This is a genomic window from Inquilinus limosus, from assembly GCF_051487185.1.
GTDB classification, from domain to species: domain Bacteria; phylum Pseudomonadota; class Alphaproteobacteria; order DSM-16000; family Inquilinaceae; genus Inquilinus; species Inquilinus limosus_F.
On sequence record NZ_JAHVDK010000006.1, the window covers coordinates 24,013 to 43,392 of the forward strand.

The window sequence follows — 19,380 nt, forward strand, 5'->3', positions numbered from 1 at the left end:
GCAAGAATCGTTGGCCGCGCGTCCCCGCAACCAAGTCGAAGCCCCAGCACACGCCGCGTGTCGCTGGGGCTGTTGCCGTTCCAGCCTCGGCGCCCTCAATCCACCGGCGATCCCGCCTGCCGCTCACAGGAAGCTGTTCGCGATCAGCTCCCTTGTGTAGGGGGCGGCGACGCTGCGGGCGCGCAGCGCGTCGGATGGCAGCTCCTCGACGCAGGCCCCGTCCTTCATCACCAGCACCCGGTCGCACATCTGGCCGACCACCGCGAGATCGTGGCTGACGAAGACATAGGTCAGCCGGTGCTCCTCGCGCAGCGCCATCAGCAGATTCAGGATCTCCGCCTGGATCGAGACGTCGAGCGCCGAGGTCGGCTCGTCCAGCAGCACGATCGGCGGACGCAGGGCCAACGCCCGGGCGATGGCGATGCGCTGCCGCTGGCCGCCCGACAGCTCGTGCGGATAGCGGTCGGCGAAGCGCGCCGGCAGGCCCACCCGCGCCAGGGCCTCGGGCACATGGTCCCAGGGATCCGGCAGGCCCATGGCGATCAGCGGCTCGGCCAGGGCGCGGCCGATGCGGTGCCGCGGATGCAGGGAGCCATAGGGATCCTGGAACACCATCTGCACCCGGGCCAGCTCGTCGCGGCCGCGCCGCGGCCCGACCGGGCGCCCGGCCAGTTCGATCCGGCCGGTCCAGCGCTGCTCCAGCCCGGCGAGGCAGCGCAGCACCGTCGACTTGCCGCAGCCGGATTCGCCGACGATGCCGAGCGCGCCGCCGGGCTCGACCGCGAAGGAGACGCCCTTCACCGCATGCACCGTGCCGCGGCGGGAGGAAAAGCGGACGTCGAGGTCCGACACCCGGATCATGGCCTCGGCGGCGCTCATCGGGCGACCTCCTCGAGCGCGGCGAGGCGCGCCCGGTCGATCACCGGCAGCCGGCGCGGCCGCGGGCCGTCGAAGCCGGGCATCGAGGCGATAAGCCCCTGCGTGTAGGGATGCTCGGCCCCGTCGAGCGAGCGCAGCTCCTCGACCACCCTTCCGGCATACATCACCAGGATCCGGTCGCAGAAGCGCGCGACCATGCGGATGTCGTGGCTGATCAGGATCAGGCCGGAGCCGTTCTCCCGCACCAGCCTGTCCAGCAAGGTCAGCACGTCCTGGCGCACGCTGACGTCGAGGGCCGACGTCGGCTCGTCGGCGATCACCAGCTTCGGCTTGTTCAGCAGCATCATCGCGATTATCGCGCGCTGGCCCATGCCGCCCGAGATCTCGTGCGGATACAGCGTCATCATCCGCTCCGGATCCCGGATCCGGACATGGCCGAGCATCTCCAGCGCCGCCTTCCGCGCCGCCCGGCTGCCCAGCTTCAGATGCACCCGCGCGGACTCGGCGATCTGCGTGCCGATCGGCTTCACCGGATTCAGCGAATAGCGCGGGTCCTGCAGGATCAGGGCCATGTCCCCGCCGCGGATCCGGGTCATCTCGCGCTCGCTCAGGGACAGCAGGTCGCGGCCCATGAAGCGAAGGGCATCGGCCCGCACCCGCGCGCCCTTGGGCTGCAGCCGCATGATGGCGCGCCCGGCGGTCGACTTGCCGGAGCCGCTCTCGCCGACGATGCCGAGGCGTTCGCGGCCCAGCGTGAAGCCGACCTCGTGCACCGCCCGGATCGGGCGTGCGGTCTCGCCGAACTCGACCGACAGCTTCTCGATCTGCAGCATCGGCGCATCGTTCACGGTGTCACCGGGCATGGCGGGGATCCAGCACGTCGCGCAGCGCGTCGCCGAGCAGGTTGAAGGCCAGGCTGGTGGCCAGGATCGCCAGGCCGGGCATCACTGAGACCCACCAGGCGTCGAGCATGAACTTGCGGCCGCTGGAGATCATCGCCCCCCATTCCGGCGCCGGCGGCTGGGCGCCGAGCCCGAGGAAGCCGAGGCCGGCCGCGGTCAGGATCACGCCGGCCATCGACAGGGTCAGGCGGACGATCACCGACGGGATGCACATCGGCATGACATAGAGGCCGATGAGGCGGAGATGAGAGGCGCCGTAGAGGCGCGCGGCGGCGATGTATTCGGCCTGGCGCACCACCAGAGTCTCGGCCCGCGCCAGCCGCGCGATCGACGGCCAGGCGGTGAGCGAGATGGCGACGATCGCGGTGCCGAGCCCGGCGCCGAGCGCCGCGGCGAAGGCCAGGGCCAGCACCAGGGACGGGAAGGACAGGACGATGTCGGTGGCCCGCATCAGCACGGCGTCGACCCGCCCGCCGCAATAGCCGGCGACGACGCCGATCAGGAGGCCGATCGGGCCGATGATCAGCGTCACCGTGACCACGATCTGCAGCGTGATCCGGCTGCCCCAGACGAGGCGGCTGAAGATGTCGCGGCCGAGCTCGTCGGTGCCGGCGAGATGCGCCCAGTCCGGCCGCTGCAGGACGTTGCCCAGATTCTGGACCGTCGGGTCGTAGGGCGCGATCCAGGGGGCGAGGATGGCGACCAGGACCAGCAGGCCGATGAAGGCGAGGCCCGCCAGCCCCAGCGGCTCGCGGCGCAGGCGGCGCAAGGCCAGCACCCACCAGCTGCGGGCGGCCGGCTGCGCCGCCGCGGCCGGCCCGATCGGCTGCTGCGCTTCCATCGACATCAGCGCGCCTCCCGCGTCCGCGGGTCGAGCGCCAGATAGGCCGCGTCGGCCAGGGCGTTCAGGATCATGAAGATCAGCCCGATCAGGAGGGTGCAGGCCAGGATGGCGTTCATGTCGCCGATCATCAGCGCATTGGTCATGTACTGGCCGACCCCGGGCCAGGAGAACACGATCTCCACCAGCACCGCCCCCTCCAGCAGATGGCCGTAGGAGATCGCCAGGATGGTGACCAGCTGCACCGCGATGTTCGGCAGGATGTGCCCCAGCACCACGGCGGGCAGGCGCAGCCCCTTGGCCCGGGCGGCGATGATGTAGTCCTGGCCCAGCTGCTCCAGCGTGAAGCTGCGAGTCATGCGGACGATATAGGCCATCGAGGTGTAGGCCAGGATGCAGGCCGGCAGGATCAGGTGGTCGAGGGCGTTCCAGAAAATCTCGGTCTCGCCGGCCAAGAGGCTGTCGACCAGGATGGCGCCGGTCCGCGGCTCGACCAGCCCCTCGTAGAACACGTCGATCCGGCCGGGTCCTGCGACCCATTGCAGCCCGGCATAGAACAGGATGAGGCCGACGATGCCGAACCAGAACACCGGCAAGGAATGGCCCAGCAGAGACAGCACCCGGGCGATCTGGTCCAGCAGCGTGTCGCGGTAGAGGGCGGCCAGCAGGCCGAGCGGCACGCCGACGGCGACGCTGAGGATGATCGCCAGCGTCGCCAGCTCCAGCGTCGCCGGAAAGGCGGCGGCGAGGTCCGACACCACCGGATTGCCGGTCAGCACCGCGGTGCCCAGATCGCCATGGAGCAGGTTCGTCAGATAGACCCAGAACTGCTGGGGGATCGGCAGATCCAGCCCCATCTTGGCCCGCATCGCCGCATAGGCGGCCGGGTCCGCCAGCTCGCCGACGATGGCGCCGACCGGATCGGACGGCATCAGCCGCCCGATCACGAAGGTGAGGCACAGCAGGACGAACAGGCTGAGCAGGAGGCCGAAGACGCGGCGCAGCAGCCTGAGCGGCAGGTCGCGGGTCATGGCCGGCCCTCCTTGCGCATCACTCGGCCTTCTTCTTCACCGCGTCCAGCCGGACGCCGCGGAATCCCTGGCCGACATAGCCTTCGACCTGGTCCGACACCACCACCGGCGAGAAGCGCTCGAACATCGGCAGGAGGGCCGGGCCGCTGGCCAGGAACTCCTTCTGGATCTCGGTGTAGATGGCCTCGCGCTTGGCCTGGTCGGCTTCGCCGCGGGCCTCGGTCGTCAGCCTGGTCAGCTCCGGGATGTCCCAGGCGGATCGCCAGGTGAAATAGCCGGAATTGCCGTTCGGGCTGTTGTCCGGGTTGTAGGTGAAGTTCTGCAGCGACCCCAACGGGTCCGGCATGTTGCCGCCGCCGGAGAGCGGCATCAGCAGGTCGAAGTCGCGGGCCCGATGGGCGGCGATGATCTGGCTGCCGTTGCCCTGCTCGATCGCGACCTTGATGCCGATCTGGGCCAGCGATGCCTGGATCGCGGTGGCCAGGTCGACCCGCGGGGTCTCGGCGATCGTCTTCAGGGTCAGCGAAAAGCCATCCGGGACACCGGCCTTGGCCAGGTATTCCTTGGCCTTGGCGACGTCCAGCGTGTAGCCGGGGTCGGGCAGGGCGGTCGGATAGTTCTCCGGCACCGGCACCTGGCGGACGCGGCCATAGGGGCCCATGATCGTCTTCTGCATGCCGGCGTAATCGATGCCCCAGGCGATGGCGCGGCGGACATCGGGGTTGGCCAGGTACTGGTTCTGCGTGTTCATCGCCAGCAGGTAGAAGCCGCCGGTCGGCACGCGCTGGGTGACGAAGCCGGCCTTGCCGTCGAAGGCGGCGAGGTCGGAGGCGCCCAGGGCCGTCGCCACGTCGATGTCGCCGCGCTCCAGCAGCAGGCGCTGCACCTGGCTCTCGGCGATATGGCGCACCGCCACCCGCTTCATCGCCGGCGGTCCGCCCCAGAAGGCGTCGTTGCGCTCCAGCAGGATCAGCTCGTTCGGCGCCCAGCGGCGCAGCACGAACGGCCCGGACCCGGCGGAGTTGGCGCGCAGCCAGCCGTTGCCGAAGTCGCCGTTGGCCTCGTGCTTCGTGGCCTCGGCCTTGTCGATCACGGCGCCGTTGTTGCCGGCCAGCGCGAACAGCACGAACTGGGCGATCGTGCCCTCCGGCAGCTTCAGGCGGAAGGTCTTCGGATCGACCACCTCGAGGAAGTCGTCGATGTTGGTCTCGTCATAGCCGTAAGGCTTCCACAGCGAGGCGGCGGCCTGGTTCAGTTTCAGCATCCGCCGCAGCGACCAGGCGGCATCCTCGGCCGTGACCGGATTGCCCGAGGCGAATTTGGCGTCGCGGAGATGGAACACGATGGACCGGCCGTCCACCTCCCAGCGTTCGGCCAGCTGCGGCACCAGCTTGGTCGGGTCACTGGGATCGGTCGAGACCAGCCGGTCGTAGATGTTGGAGGTGATGATCCAGGACCCGGACTCGGTCGCCTGGCCGGGGTCCAGCGACAGGACCTGGGCCAGCGACGCGCCGATCACCAGCTGGTCGGCCGGCGTCTTGGCGACGGCGACACCGGCCGGCGACAGCGCGACGACCAGGGCCAGCAGCCTTCTTACCCACTTTCCCATGGGCGTGCCTCCCGATTTCTAGTATGATGTCAGTTGTATGATGACTGCTTTTTGAAATCTTGACCAGGCGATCTTGACTTCGCAAGAGGCAAATATGTGACTGAGACGAAGGAATGGGTGGGGGCCGGCCCCCCGCGCGGATCAGGAGAAGCGGTGCCGAACCGGATGAGTGTCGAAGCGGCGCGGCCGCGGCGCCGTGAGAAGCTGGCTGTCGCCGTCGTCGAGGCCCTGCGCGACCGGATCGTCAACGGCGTGCTGCCGGTCGGGGCCAAGCTGCCGACCGAGCAGCGCCTGATCGACGAGTTCAACGTCAGCCGCACCGTGGTGCGCGAGGCGATCGCCGAGCTGCGCGCCAAGGGGCTGGTCGAGCCGCGGCAGGGCGTCGGCGTATTCGTGACGCCGGCGGCGGAGCCCGCGCCCGGCCTCCTGTCCGGCGACTTCACCCGGCTGTCGGAGGTGCTGGAGCTGCTGGAGTTCCGCATGGGCGTGGAGATCGAGGCAGCCGGCCTCGCGGCGCTGCGCCGGTCGTCGGGGCAGGAGGCCGAGATCCTGCTGGCGCATGAGCGCATGATCGCCGCGGTGGACGGCGGCGGCAGCGCCGTCGACGCCGATTTCGCGCTGCACCTCGCGATCGCCGCCGCCACCAACAACCACTTCTACACCGACGTCCTGAAGTATCTCGGCCAGCGCACCATCCCGCGCAGCCGGCTGGGCGATTCGGCCGAGGCGACCACCGGTTATCTGCGCAAGGTGATCGTCGAGCATGCCCGGATCATCGAGGCGATCGAGCGCCAGGACCCGGACGGCGCCCGCCAGGCCATGCGGCACCACCTGACCGAAAGCCAACGCCGCTACCGGACCCTGGGCGGGCTGCCGGCCGACTCCGCGCCCTGAAAGCGAAGCCCGAGCGCCTTGTCATCACTCGTATGATGACATATCAATTCAGCCAACAGATCTCGACGGGAGGCGGGCATGTATCTCGGGACGCAGAACGGGGTGCGCGACGACGACGATTACCGGGTCCTGGCCCAGCTCGGCGTCCGGCACCTGAACGACAACCCGCCCGGCAATCCGCATGACTGGACGCTGGATGCGCTGCTGCGCCATCGCGAGAAGATCGAGAGCTTCGGCCTGGTGCTCGACATGGTGCAGCTGCCGCTGGCCTCCCGCCCGATCGAGCAGTCGGACAGCCCGGACATCCTGTCGGCCGGGCCGGACCGCGACCGCCAGATCGACTCGATCTGCCGGCTGATCGAGAACCTGGCGCGGGCGGGGATCCCGGCGGCCAAGTACAACCTCAACATCATCGGCATCCCGCGCACGCCGGACGAGCCGGGGCGCGGCGGGTCGATGAACGCCTCCTTCCGCTGGGAGAAGGCGGACCATGATGCGCCGCCGACCATGGTCGGCACCCTGTCCGAGGACGAGAACTGGGAGCGCATCGACTATTTCCTGGAGCGCGTCGTGCCGGTCGCCGAGGCGAACCGGATCCGGCTGGCCTGCCATCCGCACGACCCCTACACCCCGCCCGGCTATCGCGGCGTCACCCGGGTGCTGGGGACGGTCGAGGGGCTGAAGAAATTCGTGCAGATGCGCGAGAGCCCCTATCACGGCCTCAACTTCTGCCAGGGCACGATCGGCGAGATGCTGGACGATCCGCGCAACGAGATCGACGACGTGATCCGCTGGTTCGGCAGCCGCGGCAAGATCTTCAACGTCCATTTCCGCAACATCCGCGGCCGCAAGCTCTCCTTCATGGAAACGTTCCCGGAGGAAGGCGACATGGACATGTGGCGGTCGATCAAGCTCTACGCCGAGCTCGGCTACCCCTACATGGTGATGCCGGACCACGTGCCGACGATCAGCGGCCGCGACCCGGAAGGCGTCGCCTTCGCCTTCTGCTACGGCTACATCGCCGCCCAGCTCGAGGCGGTGAGCCAGCTCTATCCGGGGTCGGTGACGCGCTGATCCGAGGGGGAGGTGGCCTGTTCCCGCTTGCAAAGCCTTTTTCGGAATCCCCAACTCGTCATTGCGAGCGCAGCGAAGCAATCCATAGTGCAGCTCGTGCGGGCCGATGGATTGCTTCGTCGGCTTCGCCTCCTCGCAATGACGGTGACGGCACGTGAAGCCGTCTGCCTAGAGCCTGTCTCTCAGGCCGATCGCGCCCGGCGGCCAGTCGCCTGAGTCGGCTCCTCCAGCGCCAGGTCGTCGAGGATCGGGCAGTCGGGCCGGTGGTCGCCGTGGCAGCTTGCCGAGAGATGCCGCAGCGTGGCGATCATCTGCTTCAGGGCTTCGACCTTCTGCTCCAGCTCGGCGACATGGCCGAGCGCGATCCGCTTCACATCGGCGCTCGACCGGGCGCGGTCCTGCCACAGCGCCAGCAGGTCGGCGATCTGCTCGACCGAAAAGCCGAGATCGCGCGCCCGGCGGATGAAGCGCAGCGTGTGCACGTCGTCGCCGCTGTAGACGCGGTAGCCGGCCTCGGTCCGGACCGCCTTCCGGATCAGCCCGACGGATTCGTAGTAGCGGATCATCTTGGCGGAGACGCTGGAGGCGACTGCGGCCTGTCCGATGTTCATGGTTCGGTTTCCTAAGAGATCTGCAGTGTCTTCTCACCGGGGAGGGAGAGCGCCGCCGCCGGCCCGTCGTCCCGGTCGGCCAGCGGCGGCCGGAAGCGGCGGAGCCGGAGGGCGTTGGCCAGCACGAACACGCTCGACAGCGCCATGGCGCCGGCCGCCAGGATCGGCGACAGCAGCCAGCCCTGGGCCGGATAGAGGGCGCCGGCCGCCACCGGGATCAGCGCGACATTGTAGGCGAAGGCCCAGAACAGGTTCTGCTGGATGTTCCGGATCGTCGCCCGCGACAGGGCGATGGCGTTGACCACGCCGCGCAGATCGCCCGACATCAGCACCAGATCGGCGCTCTCGATGGCGATGTCCGTGCCGGTGCCGATGGCGATGCCGACATCGGCGGCGGCCAGGGCCGGCGCGTCGTTGATGCCGTCGCCGACGAAGGCGACCCGGCGCCCGCCGGCAGCCAGCCGCCGCACCGCCTCGACCTTGCCCTCGGGCAGCACCTCGGCGGCCACCTCGTCGATGCCCAGGCGCCGGGCGATCGCCTGCGCTGTGCCGCGATTGTCGCCGGTGACCATCGCCACCTTCAGGCCCAGCGCATGCAGCGCGCGGATCGCCTCCGCGGTCGTGTCCCGGATCGGGTCCGACACCGCCAGGACCGCCGCCAGCCGCCCGTCGATCGCGGCATAGAGCGGCGACTTGCCGTCCTCGCCCAGGCGACGCGCCGCCGCGGCGAAGGCGGAGGGATCATGGCCGAGCTGGCGCATGAACCGGTCGGCCCCGACCGCGACATGCCGGCCTTCGACCGAAGCCGTCACGCCGTGGCCGGCCACCGCCTCGAAGGCCTCGGCCGGGGGCAGCGCCAGGCCGCGCTTTTCGGCGGCCGCGACGATCGCCTCGGCGATCGGGTGCTCGGACCGCGCCTCCACCGAGGCCACGAGCCGCAGGATCTCGTCGCGGTCGACGCCGTCGAGCGTGTCGAGATCCGTCAGCTCCGGCCGGCCGCCGGTCAGCGTCCCGGTCTTGTCGACGGCGATCACCGCCGCGTCGCGCAGGGTCTGCAGCGCATCGCCCTTGCGGAACAGCACCCCCATCTCGGCGGCGCGGCCGGTGCCGACCATGATCGAGGTCGGCGTCGCCAGCCCCATGGCGCAGGGGCAGGCGATGATCAGCACCGCCACCGCATTGACCAGGGCGAAGGCGAGCGCCGGATCCGGCCCGAAGGCCAGCCAGACCAGGAAGGTTGCGGCCGACGCCGCCATCACGGCGGGCACGAACCAGGCCGTCACCTTGTCGACCAGGGCCTGGATCGGCAGCTTCGCGCCCTGCGCCTGCTCGACCATGCGGATGATCTGGGCCAGCACCGTCTCGCCGCCCACGCGGGTGGCGCGGAAGGAGAAGCTGCCGGTCTTGTTGACGGTGCCGCCGACCACCTCGGCGCCGATGCCCTTGGCCACCGGCACGGGCTCGCCGGTGATCATCGCCTCGTCGACGAAGGACAAGCCCTCGATCACCTCGCCGTCGACCGGCACCCGCTCGCCCGGCCGCACCAGCACGACGTCGCCGGCCCGCACCTCCGCGACCGGCAGGTCCAGCGCGCGGCCGTCGCGGACCACCCGCGCCGTCTTCGGCTGCAGCCCGATCAGCCGCTTGATCGCCTCCGAGGTCCGCCCCTTGGCCCGCGCCTCGAGGGTGCGGCCCAGCAGGATCAGCGTCGTGATCACGGCCGCCGCCTCGTAATAGACATTGGCGGTGCCGGCGGGCAGCACGCCCGGCAGGAAGGTCGCCACCAGCGAATAGCCCCAGGCGGCGGCGGTCCCCAGCACGACCAGCGAATTCATGTCCGGCGCCCCGCGCAGCAGGGCCGGAACGCCCTTGCGGAAGAACCGCAGCCCCGGGCCGAACAGGACCAGGGTCGCGAGGATGAACTGGAGATACCAGCTCTCCCGCATCCCGATCGTCGTCATGACGAAATCGTGGATGGCGGGGACGAAATGCGACCCCATCTCGAGGACGAAGACCGGCAGCGTCAGGACGGCCGCGACGGCCAGGCTCCGCCCCAGCGCCTTGGATTCCGCGGCACGGGCGTCGCGCTCGCGGTCGGTCTTGTCCTCTGAACCGATGCGCCGGGCCTCGTACCCCGCCTCACGCACCGCCTGCTCCAGCGCCTCCGGCTGGACCGCGCCGCGGGCGAAGCGGACCGTGCCCCGCTCGGTGGCGAGGTTGACCGCGGCCCCGGTCACGCCGGGAACCGCCAGCAGCCTCTTCTCGACCCGCGCGACACAGGAGGCGCAGGTCATGCCCTGGATCGCCAGCTCGACCGTGTCCTGCGGCACGGCGTAGCCGGCCTGCTCGATCGCCTGCACCACCGCCGGAATGTCGGGCGCGGCCGCGAACGACACGTCGGCGCGCTCGGTCGCCAGGTTCACGGCCGCCGCGGCGACGCCCGGCGTCCGCGCGATCGACTGCTCGACCCGGCGGACGCAGGAGGCGCAGGTCATGCCTTCGATGGCGACCTGATACACCTCCTGTCCCGGGGCATCCGGCGCGGACACGTCTGGATTCAACTCTGCTACGGCCACGATTCTCATCCTCGCAACGGCGGATGTGGGGAGAGATGGACCTTCCAACAATGGGAAGGTCAAGGGGCCGCCGACGATTTCCTCCGGGCCGGGGTTTCGGCGGAAACTTGCCGATGCCGATCCCTCGATCGGCCGATTTCCGCCCAATCGCCGTTCCGCGGACCGGCCGAAACCCGCCCTTTCCGGCGCCGAGCCCGTCCTGGCACCCGTCTTGCAGACCTCCCCGGCGGCCGCATGCCGCGGCCGGTCAAGAAAGCCCGTTCGGGGAGATGCTCATGGAAGACGCCGTCTCCGGTCTCGGCCAGCGCCGATTCCGTCCCGCACCCGCCGCCGCCCAGCCGGTCGGCACGCGCCAGAGGATCGTCTCGATCTTCGGCGGCTCGGTCGGCAACCTGGTCGAGTGGTACGACTGGTATATCTACGCCGCCTTCTCGCTGTACTTCGCCAAGTCCTTCTTCCCGGCCGGCGACACCACCGCCCAGCTGCTGAACACGGCCGCGATCTTCGCCATCGGCTTTCTGATGCGCCCGATCGGCGGCTGGCTGATGGGCATCTATGCCGACAAGCACGGCCGCAAGGCGGCGCTGACCCTGTCGGTCATGGTGATGTGCGCCGGGTCGCTGATCATCGCCCTGACCCCGACCTATGAGACGATCGGCGTCGCCGCGCCGGTGCTGCTGGTGCTGGCCCGGCTGCTGCAGGGCCTCAGCGTCGGCGGCGAATACGGCGCCAGCGCCACCTACCTGTCGGAGATGGCGACCAGCCGGCACCGCGGCTTCTACTCCAGCTTCCAGTACGTCACCCTGATCATGGGGCAGCTGCTGGCGCTGGCGGTGCTGATCGTGCTGCAGCAACTGTTGCTGACGCCGGAACAGCTCGAGGCCTGGGGCTGGCGCATCCCGTTCGTCATCGGCGCGATCTGCGCCGTGGTGGCGCTGTATCTGCGCCGCAACCTGGCGGAGACCGAAGCCTATACGAAGGCGAAGCGCACGCCGCGCAGCGAAAGCCTGCTGCGGTCGCTCATGCGCCACCCGCGCGAGATCATGATCGTGGTCGGGCTGACGCTGGGCGGCACCGTCGCCTTCTACACCTATACCACCTACATGCAGAAGTTCCTGGTCAACACCGTGGGCCTGAGCAAGTCGGACTCGACCCTGGTCTCGGCCGCGGCGCTGTTCCTGTTCATGTGTCTGCAGCCGGTGGTCGGCGCCTTCTCCGACCGGGTCGGCCGGCGGCCGCTGCTGATCGCCTTCGGCGTGCTGGGCACGATCCTCACCGTGCCGATCCTGTCGACCCTGGCGCAGACGCAGAGCGCGCTCGCCGCTTTCGGCCTGATCGTGGCGGCGCTGGTCATCGTCTCCGGCTACACCTCGATCAACGCGGTGGTGAAGGCCGAGCTGTTCCCGACCGAGGTGCGCGCGCTCGGCGTCGGCCTGCCCTATGCCCTGACCGTATCGATCTTCGGCGGCACCGCCGAATACATCGCGCTGTGGTTCAAGGACATCGGGCATGAGAGCTGGTTCTACTGGTACGTGACCGGCTGCATCCTGTGCTCGCTGCTGGTCTACGCCTTCATGCCGGACACTCGGTCGACCTCGAAGATCGACGACGGCACGCAGCCGTCGTAGTAGGGTCCAGGCCCCGTCGCACGGTGCGGCGGGGCCTGAGAACCGTGTCGCGTCCGCTATGTACCCGTCCCGCCTGACCGCCCGCCGGGGCCGGATCCTGCTCTTCGCCGCCGCCGGCGCGGTGGCGGCCGGCCTGTCGCTGGCGGTGCATGGCTGGGTTCTGCGCGACGGCCAGGAGGCGCTGGAACGGCAGGCGCGGGAGCGGCTGACTCTCGCCGCCGCCAGCGTCGAGGCCGCGATCGGCCGCTTCCGCTACCTGCCGCAGGTGATCGCCCGAACGCCCCAGATCCGCACCCTGTACGGCGCGCCGCCGGGGGTGGATTCGATCGATACCGCCAACCGGCACCTGCAGGCGATCAACGGCGCGGCGGGGGCGGCCGCCCTCTACGTCCTCGACCGGGGCGGCACGGCCATCGCCGCCAGCAACTGGGACACGCCCGGCAGCTTCGTCGGCCACGGCTATGCCTACCGGCCCTATTATCGGGAGGCGATGGCGACCGGGGAGGGCAGCTTCTATGGCATCGGCACCACCACCGGGCAGCCGGGCTATTTCCTGGCCAGCCGGATCGACGCGCCGGGGCCGGGCGGGCAGCCGGAGCCGGTCGGCATCGCGGTGGTGAAGGTCGACCTGACTGGGCTGGAACGCGAATGGGCCGGGGCCGACGCCACGCTGGCGATCGCCGATGCCGACGGCATCCTGTTCCTGGCGGCCCGGCCGGGCTGGCGCTACCGGCCGCTCTTCGCCCTCGACGACCGTGCCCAGGCCTCGATTTTGGCCGAACGGCGCTATGCCGGGCTGCCCTCCGTCACCCGGCCGATCTTCCACAGCCGGTCGATCGCCGACGCCCAGGGCCGGTCGGTCCAGCTGCTGGATCCCGCGCCCGACGGCGCCTCCGACCTGCTGCTGTTCACCCTGCCGCTGCCCGACCACGGCTGGTCGCTGATCGCCGTGGCCGATCCGGGACCGGTCCGGACCAACGCGCTGGTGGCCGCCGCGGCCACGGGGCTGGCGGTGATCGCGGTGGTGCTGGCCGCGGTGGCGTGGCACGCCCGGCGCCGCGCCCGCGTCGCGGAGCGGCACTACAAGGACGAGCTGGAGCAGCGGGTGGCGGAGCGGACCGAGGCGCTGACCGCCACCAACCGGCGGCTGGAGGCCGAGATCGAGGAGCGCCGGCGGGCCGAGGCAGAGCTGCACCGCACCCGCGACGATCTGGTCCAGGCGGCCAAGCTGGCCGCGCTGGGCCAGGCCTTCGCCGGGCTGGCGCATGAGATCAACCAGCCGCTGGCGGCGCTGAAGACCTATCTGGCCAGCACCCGCCTGCTGTCCGGCCGCGGCGAAACCGCGAAGGTGGCCGCCAATATCGACGTGATGGCGGAAGCGGTCGACCGCGTCGCCGGGCTGACCGGCCAGCTCAAGCGCCTGGCCCGGCGCGACGGGCACGACGCCGCCCCGGTCGACCTCGCCGCCGTGCTCGACGGCGTGCTGCGGCTGCTGGCCTATCGCCTGGCCGATCTCGGCATCGGGCTCGACCGAGGCGGCGAGGGGCCGGCGGTGGTGATCGGCGAGGCCGGGCGGCTGGACCAGGTGGTGATTAATCTGCTGGGCAATGCGATCGATGCGGTCCGCGACCGCGAGACGCGGCGGATCCGGGCGGCGGTCGAGACGCGGGACGGCACGGCCCGCCTGACGGTCGAGGATTCCGGCCCGGGCATCGACCCGGCGGTGCGGGACCGGCTGTTCGAGCCCTTCGTCACCACCAAGGAGGCCGGGGACGGCCTCGGCCTGGGCCTCGCCACCGTGTACCGCATCGTCCGCGACCATGGCGGCGGCATCGCCCATCGCCCGTCCGATCTCGGCGGCACCGCCTTCATGGTCACGCTGCCTCTCGCCGAACCTGCCAAAGCCGTCGCCGAATGACCGAAGACCCGCATCGCATCCTGGTCGTCGAGGACGATCCGACGGTCGCCGGCTCGATCGAGCAGTGGCTCGGCCTGTGCGGTTTCGCGGTCGAGACGGCGCGCTCGGCGGCCGAGGCGCTGCGCCGAATCGACAGCTTCGGCCCGGACGCCGTGCTGACCGACGTCCGCATGCCGGGTGAGAGCGGGCTGGAGCTGCAGCGCCGGCTGGCGGCAGAGCGGCCCGGCCTGCCGGTGGTGCTGCTGACCGGCCATGGCGATGTGCCGATGGCGGTGGCGGCGCTGCAGGCCGGCGCCTTCGACTTCATGACCAAGCCCTATGAGCCCGACCACCTGGCCGCGGTGCTGCGCAACGCCGCGTCGCAGCACCGGCTGCGGCGCCGGGTGGGCGAGCTGGAGACCCGGCTGGACGACGCCCTGGCCGCGACGCTGGTCGGCGACGCCCCGGCGATGCGCCGCCTGCGCCGGCTGGTGGCCGATCTGGCGGCGCTGCCGGTCGACGTCGTGGTCCGCGGCGAGACCGGGACCGGCAAGGAGGTGGTGGCGCGGGCGCTGCATGAGTTCGGTCTGCGCCGCGACCGGCCCTTCGTCGCCATCAACTGCGCCGCGATCCCGGCCGAGATGATCGAGGGCGAGCTGTTCGGCCATGAGGCCGGCGCCTTCACCGGCGCCCGCGGCGTCCGAATCGGCAAGTTCGAGCACGCCCATGGCGGCACCGTTCTCCTGGACGAGGTCGAGAGCATGCCGCTGCCGGCCCAGGCCAAGCTGCTGCGCGTGCTGCAGGAGCGGGTGGTGGAGCGGCTGGGCTCCAACCGCCAGATCCCGGTGGACATCCGCATCGTCGCCGCGGCCAAGGCGGATCTGCGCGAGCGGGCGGCGGCCGGCGCCTTCCGCGAGGATTTGTTCTTCCGGCTGGCGGGGGTGGAGATCGAGATCCCGCCCCTGCGGGACCGCGGCGATGACATACCGCTGCTGTTCGAGCGCTTTGCCGGCGCCGCCGCCGACCGGCTGGGGCTGGAGAGACGCCGCCCCTCGCCGGCGGAGGTGGCGGCGCTGCTCGGCCACAGCTGGCCGGGCAATGTGCGTGAGCTGAAGGCGGCGGCCGAGCGCTTCGCCATGGGCCTATCCGGGACCGGCGCCGGCGACATCCTAAACCAGGCGGCAAGGACCGGCGGCGGGCTGGCGGAGCGGGTCGCCGCCTATGAGCGCAGCCTGATCCTGGCGGCGCTGCGCGAGACCGGGGGATCGGTCGCCGCGGCGCTGGAGATCCTCGACCTGCCGCGGCGGACCCTCAACGAGAAAATGGCGCGGCTCGGCATCGACCGGTCCCGGCTCGATCCACCGGACTGACGGCCTGTCGCGGCCCGGGCCGGCGCCGGTCATAAAAGGGCAAAATTTGGGCAAATCCGGGCATGACTACTTTTTAATCTTTTCCCTCTTGCGGCGGAGGGCCGGACATGCCATGTTGCAGTGCGACATGCAGCGTTGCTGCCTGTCGTAACGCACTTCTTGGGCGTTTCCTCCCTAAACTCGAGCCGCAGCGATGCGGCTCTTTTCTTTTCGGGCTGCCGGTGCCGGCCCGCAAACCTACCCCCTTCGTCATTGCGACCCCGGCCTTGAGCTGGGGGAAGCAATCCATAGTGCAGCTCATGCGGGCCGATGGATTGCTTCGTCGGCTTCGCCTCCTCGCAATGACGGTGAGGGGGCGCAAGGCCTTGGGAGACGTCCGGCCCTCTACGACGCCGCCTCCGCGCCCGCCCGGCGGCGCTCGCGCAGCCGTTCCCGCACGCGGGCGTCGCGGCGGGCCTGGCGCAGCTCCTCGCGGGTCGGTCGCCACCAGCCGCGGACCCGCTCGTCCGGCCCCGCCTCGGCGCGGCTGGGCCAGACGCCGATCAGCTCGTCGAGCGAGGGCCGGCGCCAGCTCGCCCAGACATAATCGCCGGCCGCCAGGTCGGGATGGGCGTAGATCTCGGCGATGCCGGCGGGATTCGCGATCTCGCCCGTGATCTCGGTGAACGCCAGCACGCCGAAGCGTTCGGTCATCACCGGCTGGGCCAGCGGCGGCAGGTTGGCGGCGAGCACGGGATAGCGATGCCGGCGGCGCTCCGCGGCCAGGATGGCGGCGCGGCGCTGCCGCTCGGGCGTCCATTCCGCCAGCCGGCGTTTGCGGCGCTCCTCCGGCTCGTTGCGGCGGGCGGCGGCCTCGATCACCGGCCAGCGCCGCCACAGCTCCTCATAGGACCGGAACGGCACCCGCCAGGTCCGGGTCGCACCGTCCCACCAGGACCAGGGGATGGCGTGCATCTGGTCGACGACCGTCCGGGAATAGGGTGTCCGGACGCGCAGGTCGTCGGCGACCTCGAGATAGGGGCTCTCGATCGGATCGAAGTCGAAGGCGTCGCGGCCCTTGGCGTCGCCGTAATCACCGCCGGGCGGCAGCTCCTGCGCCAGCCAGCGGGTGAGGCGGCGCTCGGCGGTGGTGCCGGGGATGAACCAGGCGCCTTCCGCCTCGCGCCAGCGGGCCCGGGGGAACGCCTTCATCAGGCGCTCGACCAGAGCGCGGTCATAGGGGAATCGGGCCTCGATCCCCGGCTTGTCGCCGCCGACCGGCGTGATCGTCACGCGGCCCAGGATCCGGTCGGGCTGCCGCCTGTCTGGTCGCATGCCAATTCAGATGGGGGCGCCGCGCCGTTCCGTCGACAAACCCGCATCGCCGCGTGGCCGGGGCGCACGGGAATCACCCGTGCGATCCTCTCCGGCGCTGTTCCTCGCTGTGGTTCACGACCTCCCCGACATCGCCGAAGGCGATGGCGTTCCCCTGCGCCGGGATGACCTGCTGCTTCTCGAGATCCAGCTGGGCGACGATGACGTCGTCCGTGTCGCCGTTCGAATTCGTGATCTCCAGGTGGTCGCCGGGCCGGCAGCGTCTCAAAATCACGAGCGGATCCATGGCGGGCTCCATTCCGTTCCAGGTCGGCCGCCCCGGTCGAGGGTGCGGCGCGGACCTGGCCCTCCTGGAGTCAACACGCCACGTGCGGCGGCGGTTCGGCAGGGCCCGGCTGCCGAACCGCCGGGGCGGGGCTTGGCCTTCCCCTCCGGCTCAGGCCGTGGCCGCGGCCGTCTGGGGGCGGATGCCGACCAGGATCATCAGCGCGGCCACCAGGAGGACGAGGCCGGCGGCGGCGAACACGCCCAGCGCGCCACTCAGGTCGAAGATCGCGCCGCCGGCGGCCGCACCCGTCGCGATCGCCAGCTGGACCGCGGCGACCAGCAGGCCGCCCGCGCTCTCCGCCTCATCGGGGACCGTGCGGGTCAGCCAGGTGGACCAGGCCACCGGCACGGCGCCGAAGGCCACGCCCCACAGGGCCACCATCATCGAATCCGCCACCGGCGCGCCGCCGCCCAGGGCCACGAGGCCGAGCCCGAGCACGCCCATGGTCAGCGGCATCAGCATCATGGTCAGCCGCATGCTGCGCTCGAGCAGGAATCCACCGAGAAAGGTGCCCAGGAAGTTGGCGACGCCGAAGCCCAAGAGGATGCCCGAGACGCCGTTGATGTCGACGCCGGCCACGCCTTCGAGGAAGGGGCGGATATAGGTGAAGAAGGCGAAATGCCCGGTGAACACCAGAAGGACGGCGAGCATGCCGAAGCCGACCTGCGGGCGCGCCAGCACCTCGGCCAGGGTGCGCAGGCTGGTCTGCCCGTTCGGCGCCATCCGCGGCAGCGTCGCGAACTGCACGATGAGCGCCAGCACGCCCAGCGCCGCCGCGATCAGGAACACGCTGCGCCAGCCGATGAGGTCGCCGAAATAGCTGCCCATCGGGGCGGCGGCGACCGTCGCGGCGGAGACGCCGCTGAACAGCAGCGACAGGGCCCGCGGCACCAGCGCCTCGGGCACCAGCCGCATCACCGTCGCCGCCGCCATGGTCCAGAAGCCGCCCAGCGCCACGCCCAGCAGCACGCGCCCGACCAGCAGGGCCGGCAGGCCAGGGGCGAAGGCGACCAGCAGGTTCGAGATCGTCAGCAGGACCGAGAAGGCCAGCAGCACGATCCGCCGGTCGATCCGCCGGGTCGCGGTCGAGACCAGCAGGCTCGTCACCAGGGCGACCACCGCGGTCGCCGTCACCGCCTGGCCGGCCAGGCCCTCGGTCACGCCCAGATCCGCCGCCATCGGCGTCAGCAGGCTGGCCGGCAGGAACTCCGCCGTCACCAGCCCGAACACGCCGAGCGTCATCGAAAAGACCGCGCCCCAGGCCGGCTCCGCCCGCGCCGGCGCCGCCCCCGTCCGCTGTGTCCACTCGCTCATGGGACCGTCCTTCAAAGAGGTTTTTGGTGCAGTGCAGCAGAAGGTAGGATGGACTCTCCGGACGATCCATGTCAGACACTCCGGAATGTATGATCGGAAGTCCGATATTCGACCCGAGCAGACGCGCCCCCGACCCTCGGGCGATCTCGTCAGCGAGCTGCTGCTGGGGATGCGCCTCGTCGGCGTCCAGTATCGCCGGATCGCGGTCACGCCGCCCTTCGGCCTCGGCTTCGGCACTGTGGAGGGGCGGGCGCAGTTCCACTTCATCGCCCGCGGCCCGGTGTTCCTGCGCACGGCGGGCGGGACGCTGCACGCCCTCGACTCCGGCGACGCCGTGCTGCTGCCGCGCGGCGGCGCGCATGACCTGCTCTCGGCGCCCGACCGGGCCAGCCGCGACATCGCCAGCTTCGAGGCCGCGGCGCTGTGCGAGACCGTCGGCGCGATCTGCGACTGCCCCGACGGCACCGGCCTGACGGCGGGCGTGCTGGTCTTCAGCGGCTGCATGGAGTTCGACCTCGGCGCGATGCATCCGCTGGTGGCGCTGATGCCCGAGGTGATGCGGGTGGGCACGCTGCTCGACCGCTATCCCGAGATCCTGCCGATGCTGGAGGCGATGGCGCGCGAGGCCTGCGCGGAACGCGTGGGCTTCGCCGCGATCCTGGCGCGGCTGGCGGATGTCGTCTCAGCTTCGATCGTCCGCGGCTGGGTGGAATGCGGCTGTGGCGACGCCAGCGGCTGGATCGACGCGCTGCGCGACCCGCGCCTCGGCCGGGTCATCGCCGCGCTGCACCGCGACCCGGGCCGGGACTGGACGGTGGCCGAGCTGGCGGCGGAGATGGGCAGCTCGCGCTCGGTCTTCGCCGAGCGCTTCCTGGCGGTCACCGGCCTGACGCCGCTGCGCTACGTCACCGAGCTCAGGATGCGCCTCGCCGCCCAATGGATCGGGCGCGACCGGATGCCGATCGAGGCGGCGGCGCACCGCCTCGGCTACGGCTCGCAGGCCGCCTTCAGCCGGGCCTTCAAGCGGGTGGTCGGCCGGTCGCCCGGGGCGATCCGCGCCGCGGCCGTCACCAAGGCGGGGCTGGCCAACGGTCAGACGTTCGAGCTGTAGA

The 19,380-nt window shown here is 70.8% G+C and carries 16 protein-coding genes; 6 read left to right on the forward strand and 10 right to left on the reverse strand.

Annotated elements, in window-relative coordinates:
* Positions 1–123: 123 nt before the first annotated feature.
* Genes KXR53_RS08315 through KXR53_RS08335 form a run of 5 tightly spaced genes read right to left on the reverse strand, consistent with a single transcriptional unit; the run spans position 124 to position 5,262 of the window.
* Positions 124–879 (reverse strand): ABC transporter ATP-binding protein, encoded by a 756-nt coding sequence (locus KXR53_RS08315; RefSeq protein ID WP_437374642.1) that lies wholly within the window; start codon positions 877–879, stop codon positions 124–126.
* Positions 876–1,742 carry an ABC transporter ATP-binding protein gene (locus KXR53_RS08320; RefSeq protein ID WP_437374643.1) on the reverse strand — a complete coding sequence of 289 codons (867 nt, stop codon included), beginning with the start codon at positions 1,740–1,742 and terminating at the stop codon, positions 876–878. The genes KXR53_RS08315 and KXR53_RS08320 overlap by 4 nt, the downstream gene beginning before the upstream one ends.
* Positions 1,732–2,628, reverse strand: a complete 897-nt coding sequence (locus tag KXR53_RS08325; protein ID WP_437374644.1) for an ABC transporter permease — start codon at positions 2,626–2,628, stop codon at positions 1,732–1,734. The genes KXR53_RS08320 and KXR53_RS08325 overlap by 11 nt, the downstream gene beginning before the upstream one ends.
* Entirely contained in the window at positions 2,628–3,653 is a 1,026-nt protein-coding gene (locus KXR53_RS08330) for an ABC transporter permease (protein ID WP_437374645.1), read from the reverse strand. The genes KXR53_RS08325 and KXR53_RS08330 overlap by 1 nt, the downstream gene beginning before the upstream one ends.
* A gap of 19 nt (positions 3,654–3,672) precedes the next feature.
* Positions 3,673–5,262, reverse strand: a complete 1,590-nt coding sequence (locus KXR53_RS08335) for an ABC transporter substrate-binding protein (RefSeq protein ID WP_437374646.1) — start codon at positions 5,260–5,262, stop codon at positions 3,673–3,675.
* 153 nt (positions 5,263–5,415) lie between these two features.
* Between KXR53_RS08335 and KXR53_RS08340 the strand changes: the two genes are divergently transcribed.
* Both KXR53_RS08340 and KXR53_RS08345 read left to right on the forward strand, forming a co-directional pair.
* Positions 5,416–6,156: a FadR/GntR family transcriptional regulator gene (locus tag KXR53_RS08340; protein WP_437374647.1), complete on the forward strand. Its 741-nt coding sequence runs from the start codon at positions 5,416–5,418 to the stop codon at positions 6,154–6,156.
* A 78-nt stretch (positions 6,157–6,234) separates the two neighbouring features.
* Entirely contained in the window at positions 6,235–7,230 is a 996-nt protein-coding gene (locus tag KXR53_RS08345) for a mannonate dehydratase (protein WP_437374648.1), read from the forward strand.
* 182 nt (positions 7,231–7,412) lie between these two features.
* Here the strand turns inward: KXR53_RS08345 and cueR are convergent, their stop codons facing one another.
* The gene (cueR, locus tag KXR53_RS08350) at positions 7,413–7,841 is read right to left on the reverse strand and encodes a Cu(I)-responsive transcriptional regulator (RefSeq protein WP_437374649.1); all 429 of its coding nucleotides are present in this window, start codon (positions 7,839–7,841) and stop codon (positions 7,413–7,415) included.
* Positions 7,842–7,852: 11 nt separating this feature from the next.
* Complete coding sequence (locus tag KXR53_RS08355) at positions 7,853–10,360, reverse strand: heavy metal translocating P-type ATPase (RefSeq protein ID WP_437374650.1); 2,508 nt, start codon at positions 10,358–10,360, stop codon at positions 7,853–7,855.
* 332 nt (positions 10,361–10,692) lie between these two features.
* Here KXR53_RS08355 and KXR53_RS08360 point away from each other — a divergent pair, with 332 nt between their 5' ends.
* From KXR53_RS08360 to KXR53_RS08370, 3 genes are read left to right on the forward strand one after another with little or no spacing between them, the layout of a single operon-like run.
* The gene (locus KXR53_RS08360; protein WP_437374651.1) at positions 10,693–12,045 is read left to right on the forward strand and encodes an MFS transporter; all 1,353 of its coding nucleotides are present in this window, start codon (positions 10,693–10,695) and stop codon (positions 12,043–12,045) included.
* 58 nt (positions 12,046–12,103) lie between these two features.
* Positions 12,104–13,963, forward strand: a complete 1,860-nt coding sequence (locus KXR53_RS08365; protein ID WP_437374652.1) for a sensor histidine kinase — start codon at positions 12,104–12,106, stop codon at positions 13,961–13,963.
* Positions 13,960–15,312 carry a sigma-54-dependent transcriptional regulator gene (locus KXR53_RS08370; protein WP_437374653.1) on the forward strand — a complete coding sequence of 451 codons (1,353 nt, stop codon included), beginning with the start codon at positions 13,960–13,962 and terminating at the stop codon, positions 15,310–15,312. The genes KXR53_RS08365 and KXR53_RS08370 overlap by 4 nt, the downstream gene beginning before the upstream one ends.
* A gap of 384 nt (positions 15,313–15,696) precedes the next feature.
* Here the strand turns inward: KXR53_RS08370 and KXR53_RS08375 are convergent, their stop codons facing one another.
* The 3 genes from KXR53_RS08375 to KXR53_RS08385 form a co-directional block, all read right to left on the reverse strand.
* Positions 15,697–16,626, reverse strand: coding sequence for a hypothetical protein (locus tag KXR53_RS08375; RefSeq protein WP_437374654.1), 930 nt, complete (start codon positions 16,624–16,626; stop codon positions 15,697–15,699).
* Positions 16,627–16,699: 73 nt separating this feature from the next.
* Entirely contained in the window at positions 16,700–16,912 is a 213-nt protein-coding gene (locus tag KXR53_RS08380) for a hypothetical protein (protein WP_437374655.1), read from the reverse strand.
* Positions 16,913–17,062: 150 nt separating this feature from the next.
* Positions 17,063–18,268: an MFS transporter gene (locus KXR53_RS08385; RefSeq protein ID WP_437374656.1), complete on the reverse strand. Its 1,206-nt coding sequence runs from the start codon at positions 18,266–18,268 to the stop codon at positions 17,063–17,065.
* Between the two features lie 85 nt (positions 18,269–18,353).
* Here KXR53_RS08385 and KXR53_RS08390 point away from each other — a divergent pair, with 85 nt between their 5' ends.
* Positions 18,354–19,379 carry an AraC family transcriptional regulator gene (locus KXR53_RS08390; RefSeq protein ID WP_437374657.1) on the forward strand — a complete coding sequence of 342 codons (1,026 nt, stop codon included), beginning with the start codon at positions 18,354–18,356 and terminating at the stop codon, positions 19,377–19,379.
* The last annotated feature ends 1 nt before the right edge of the window (position 19,380 follow it).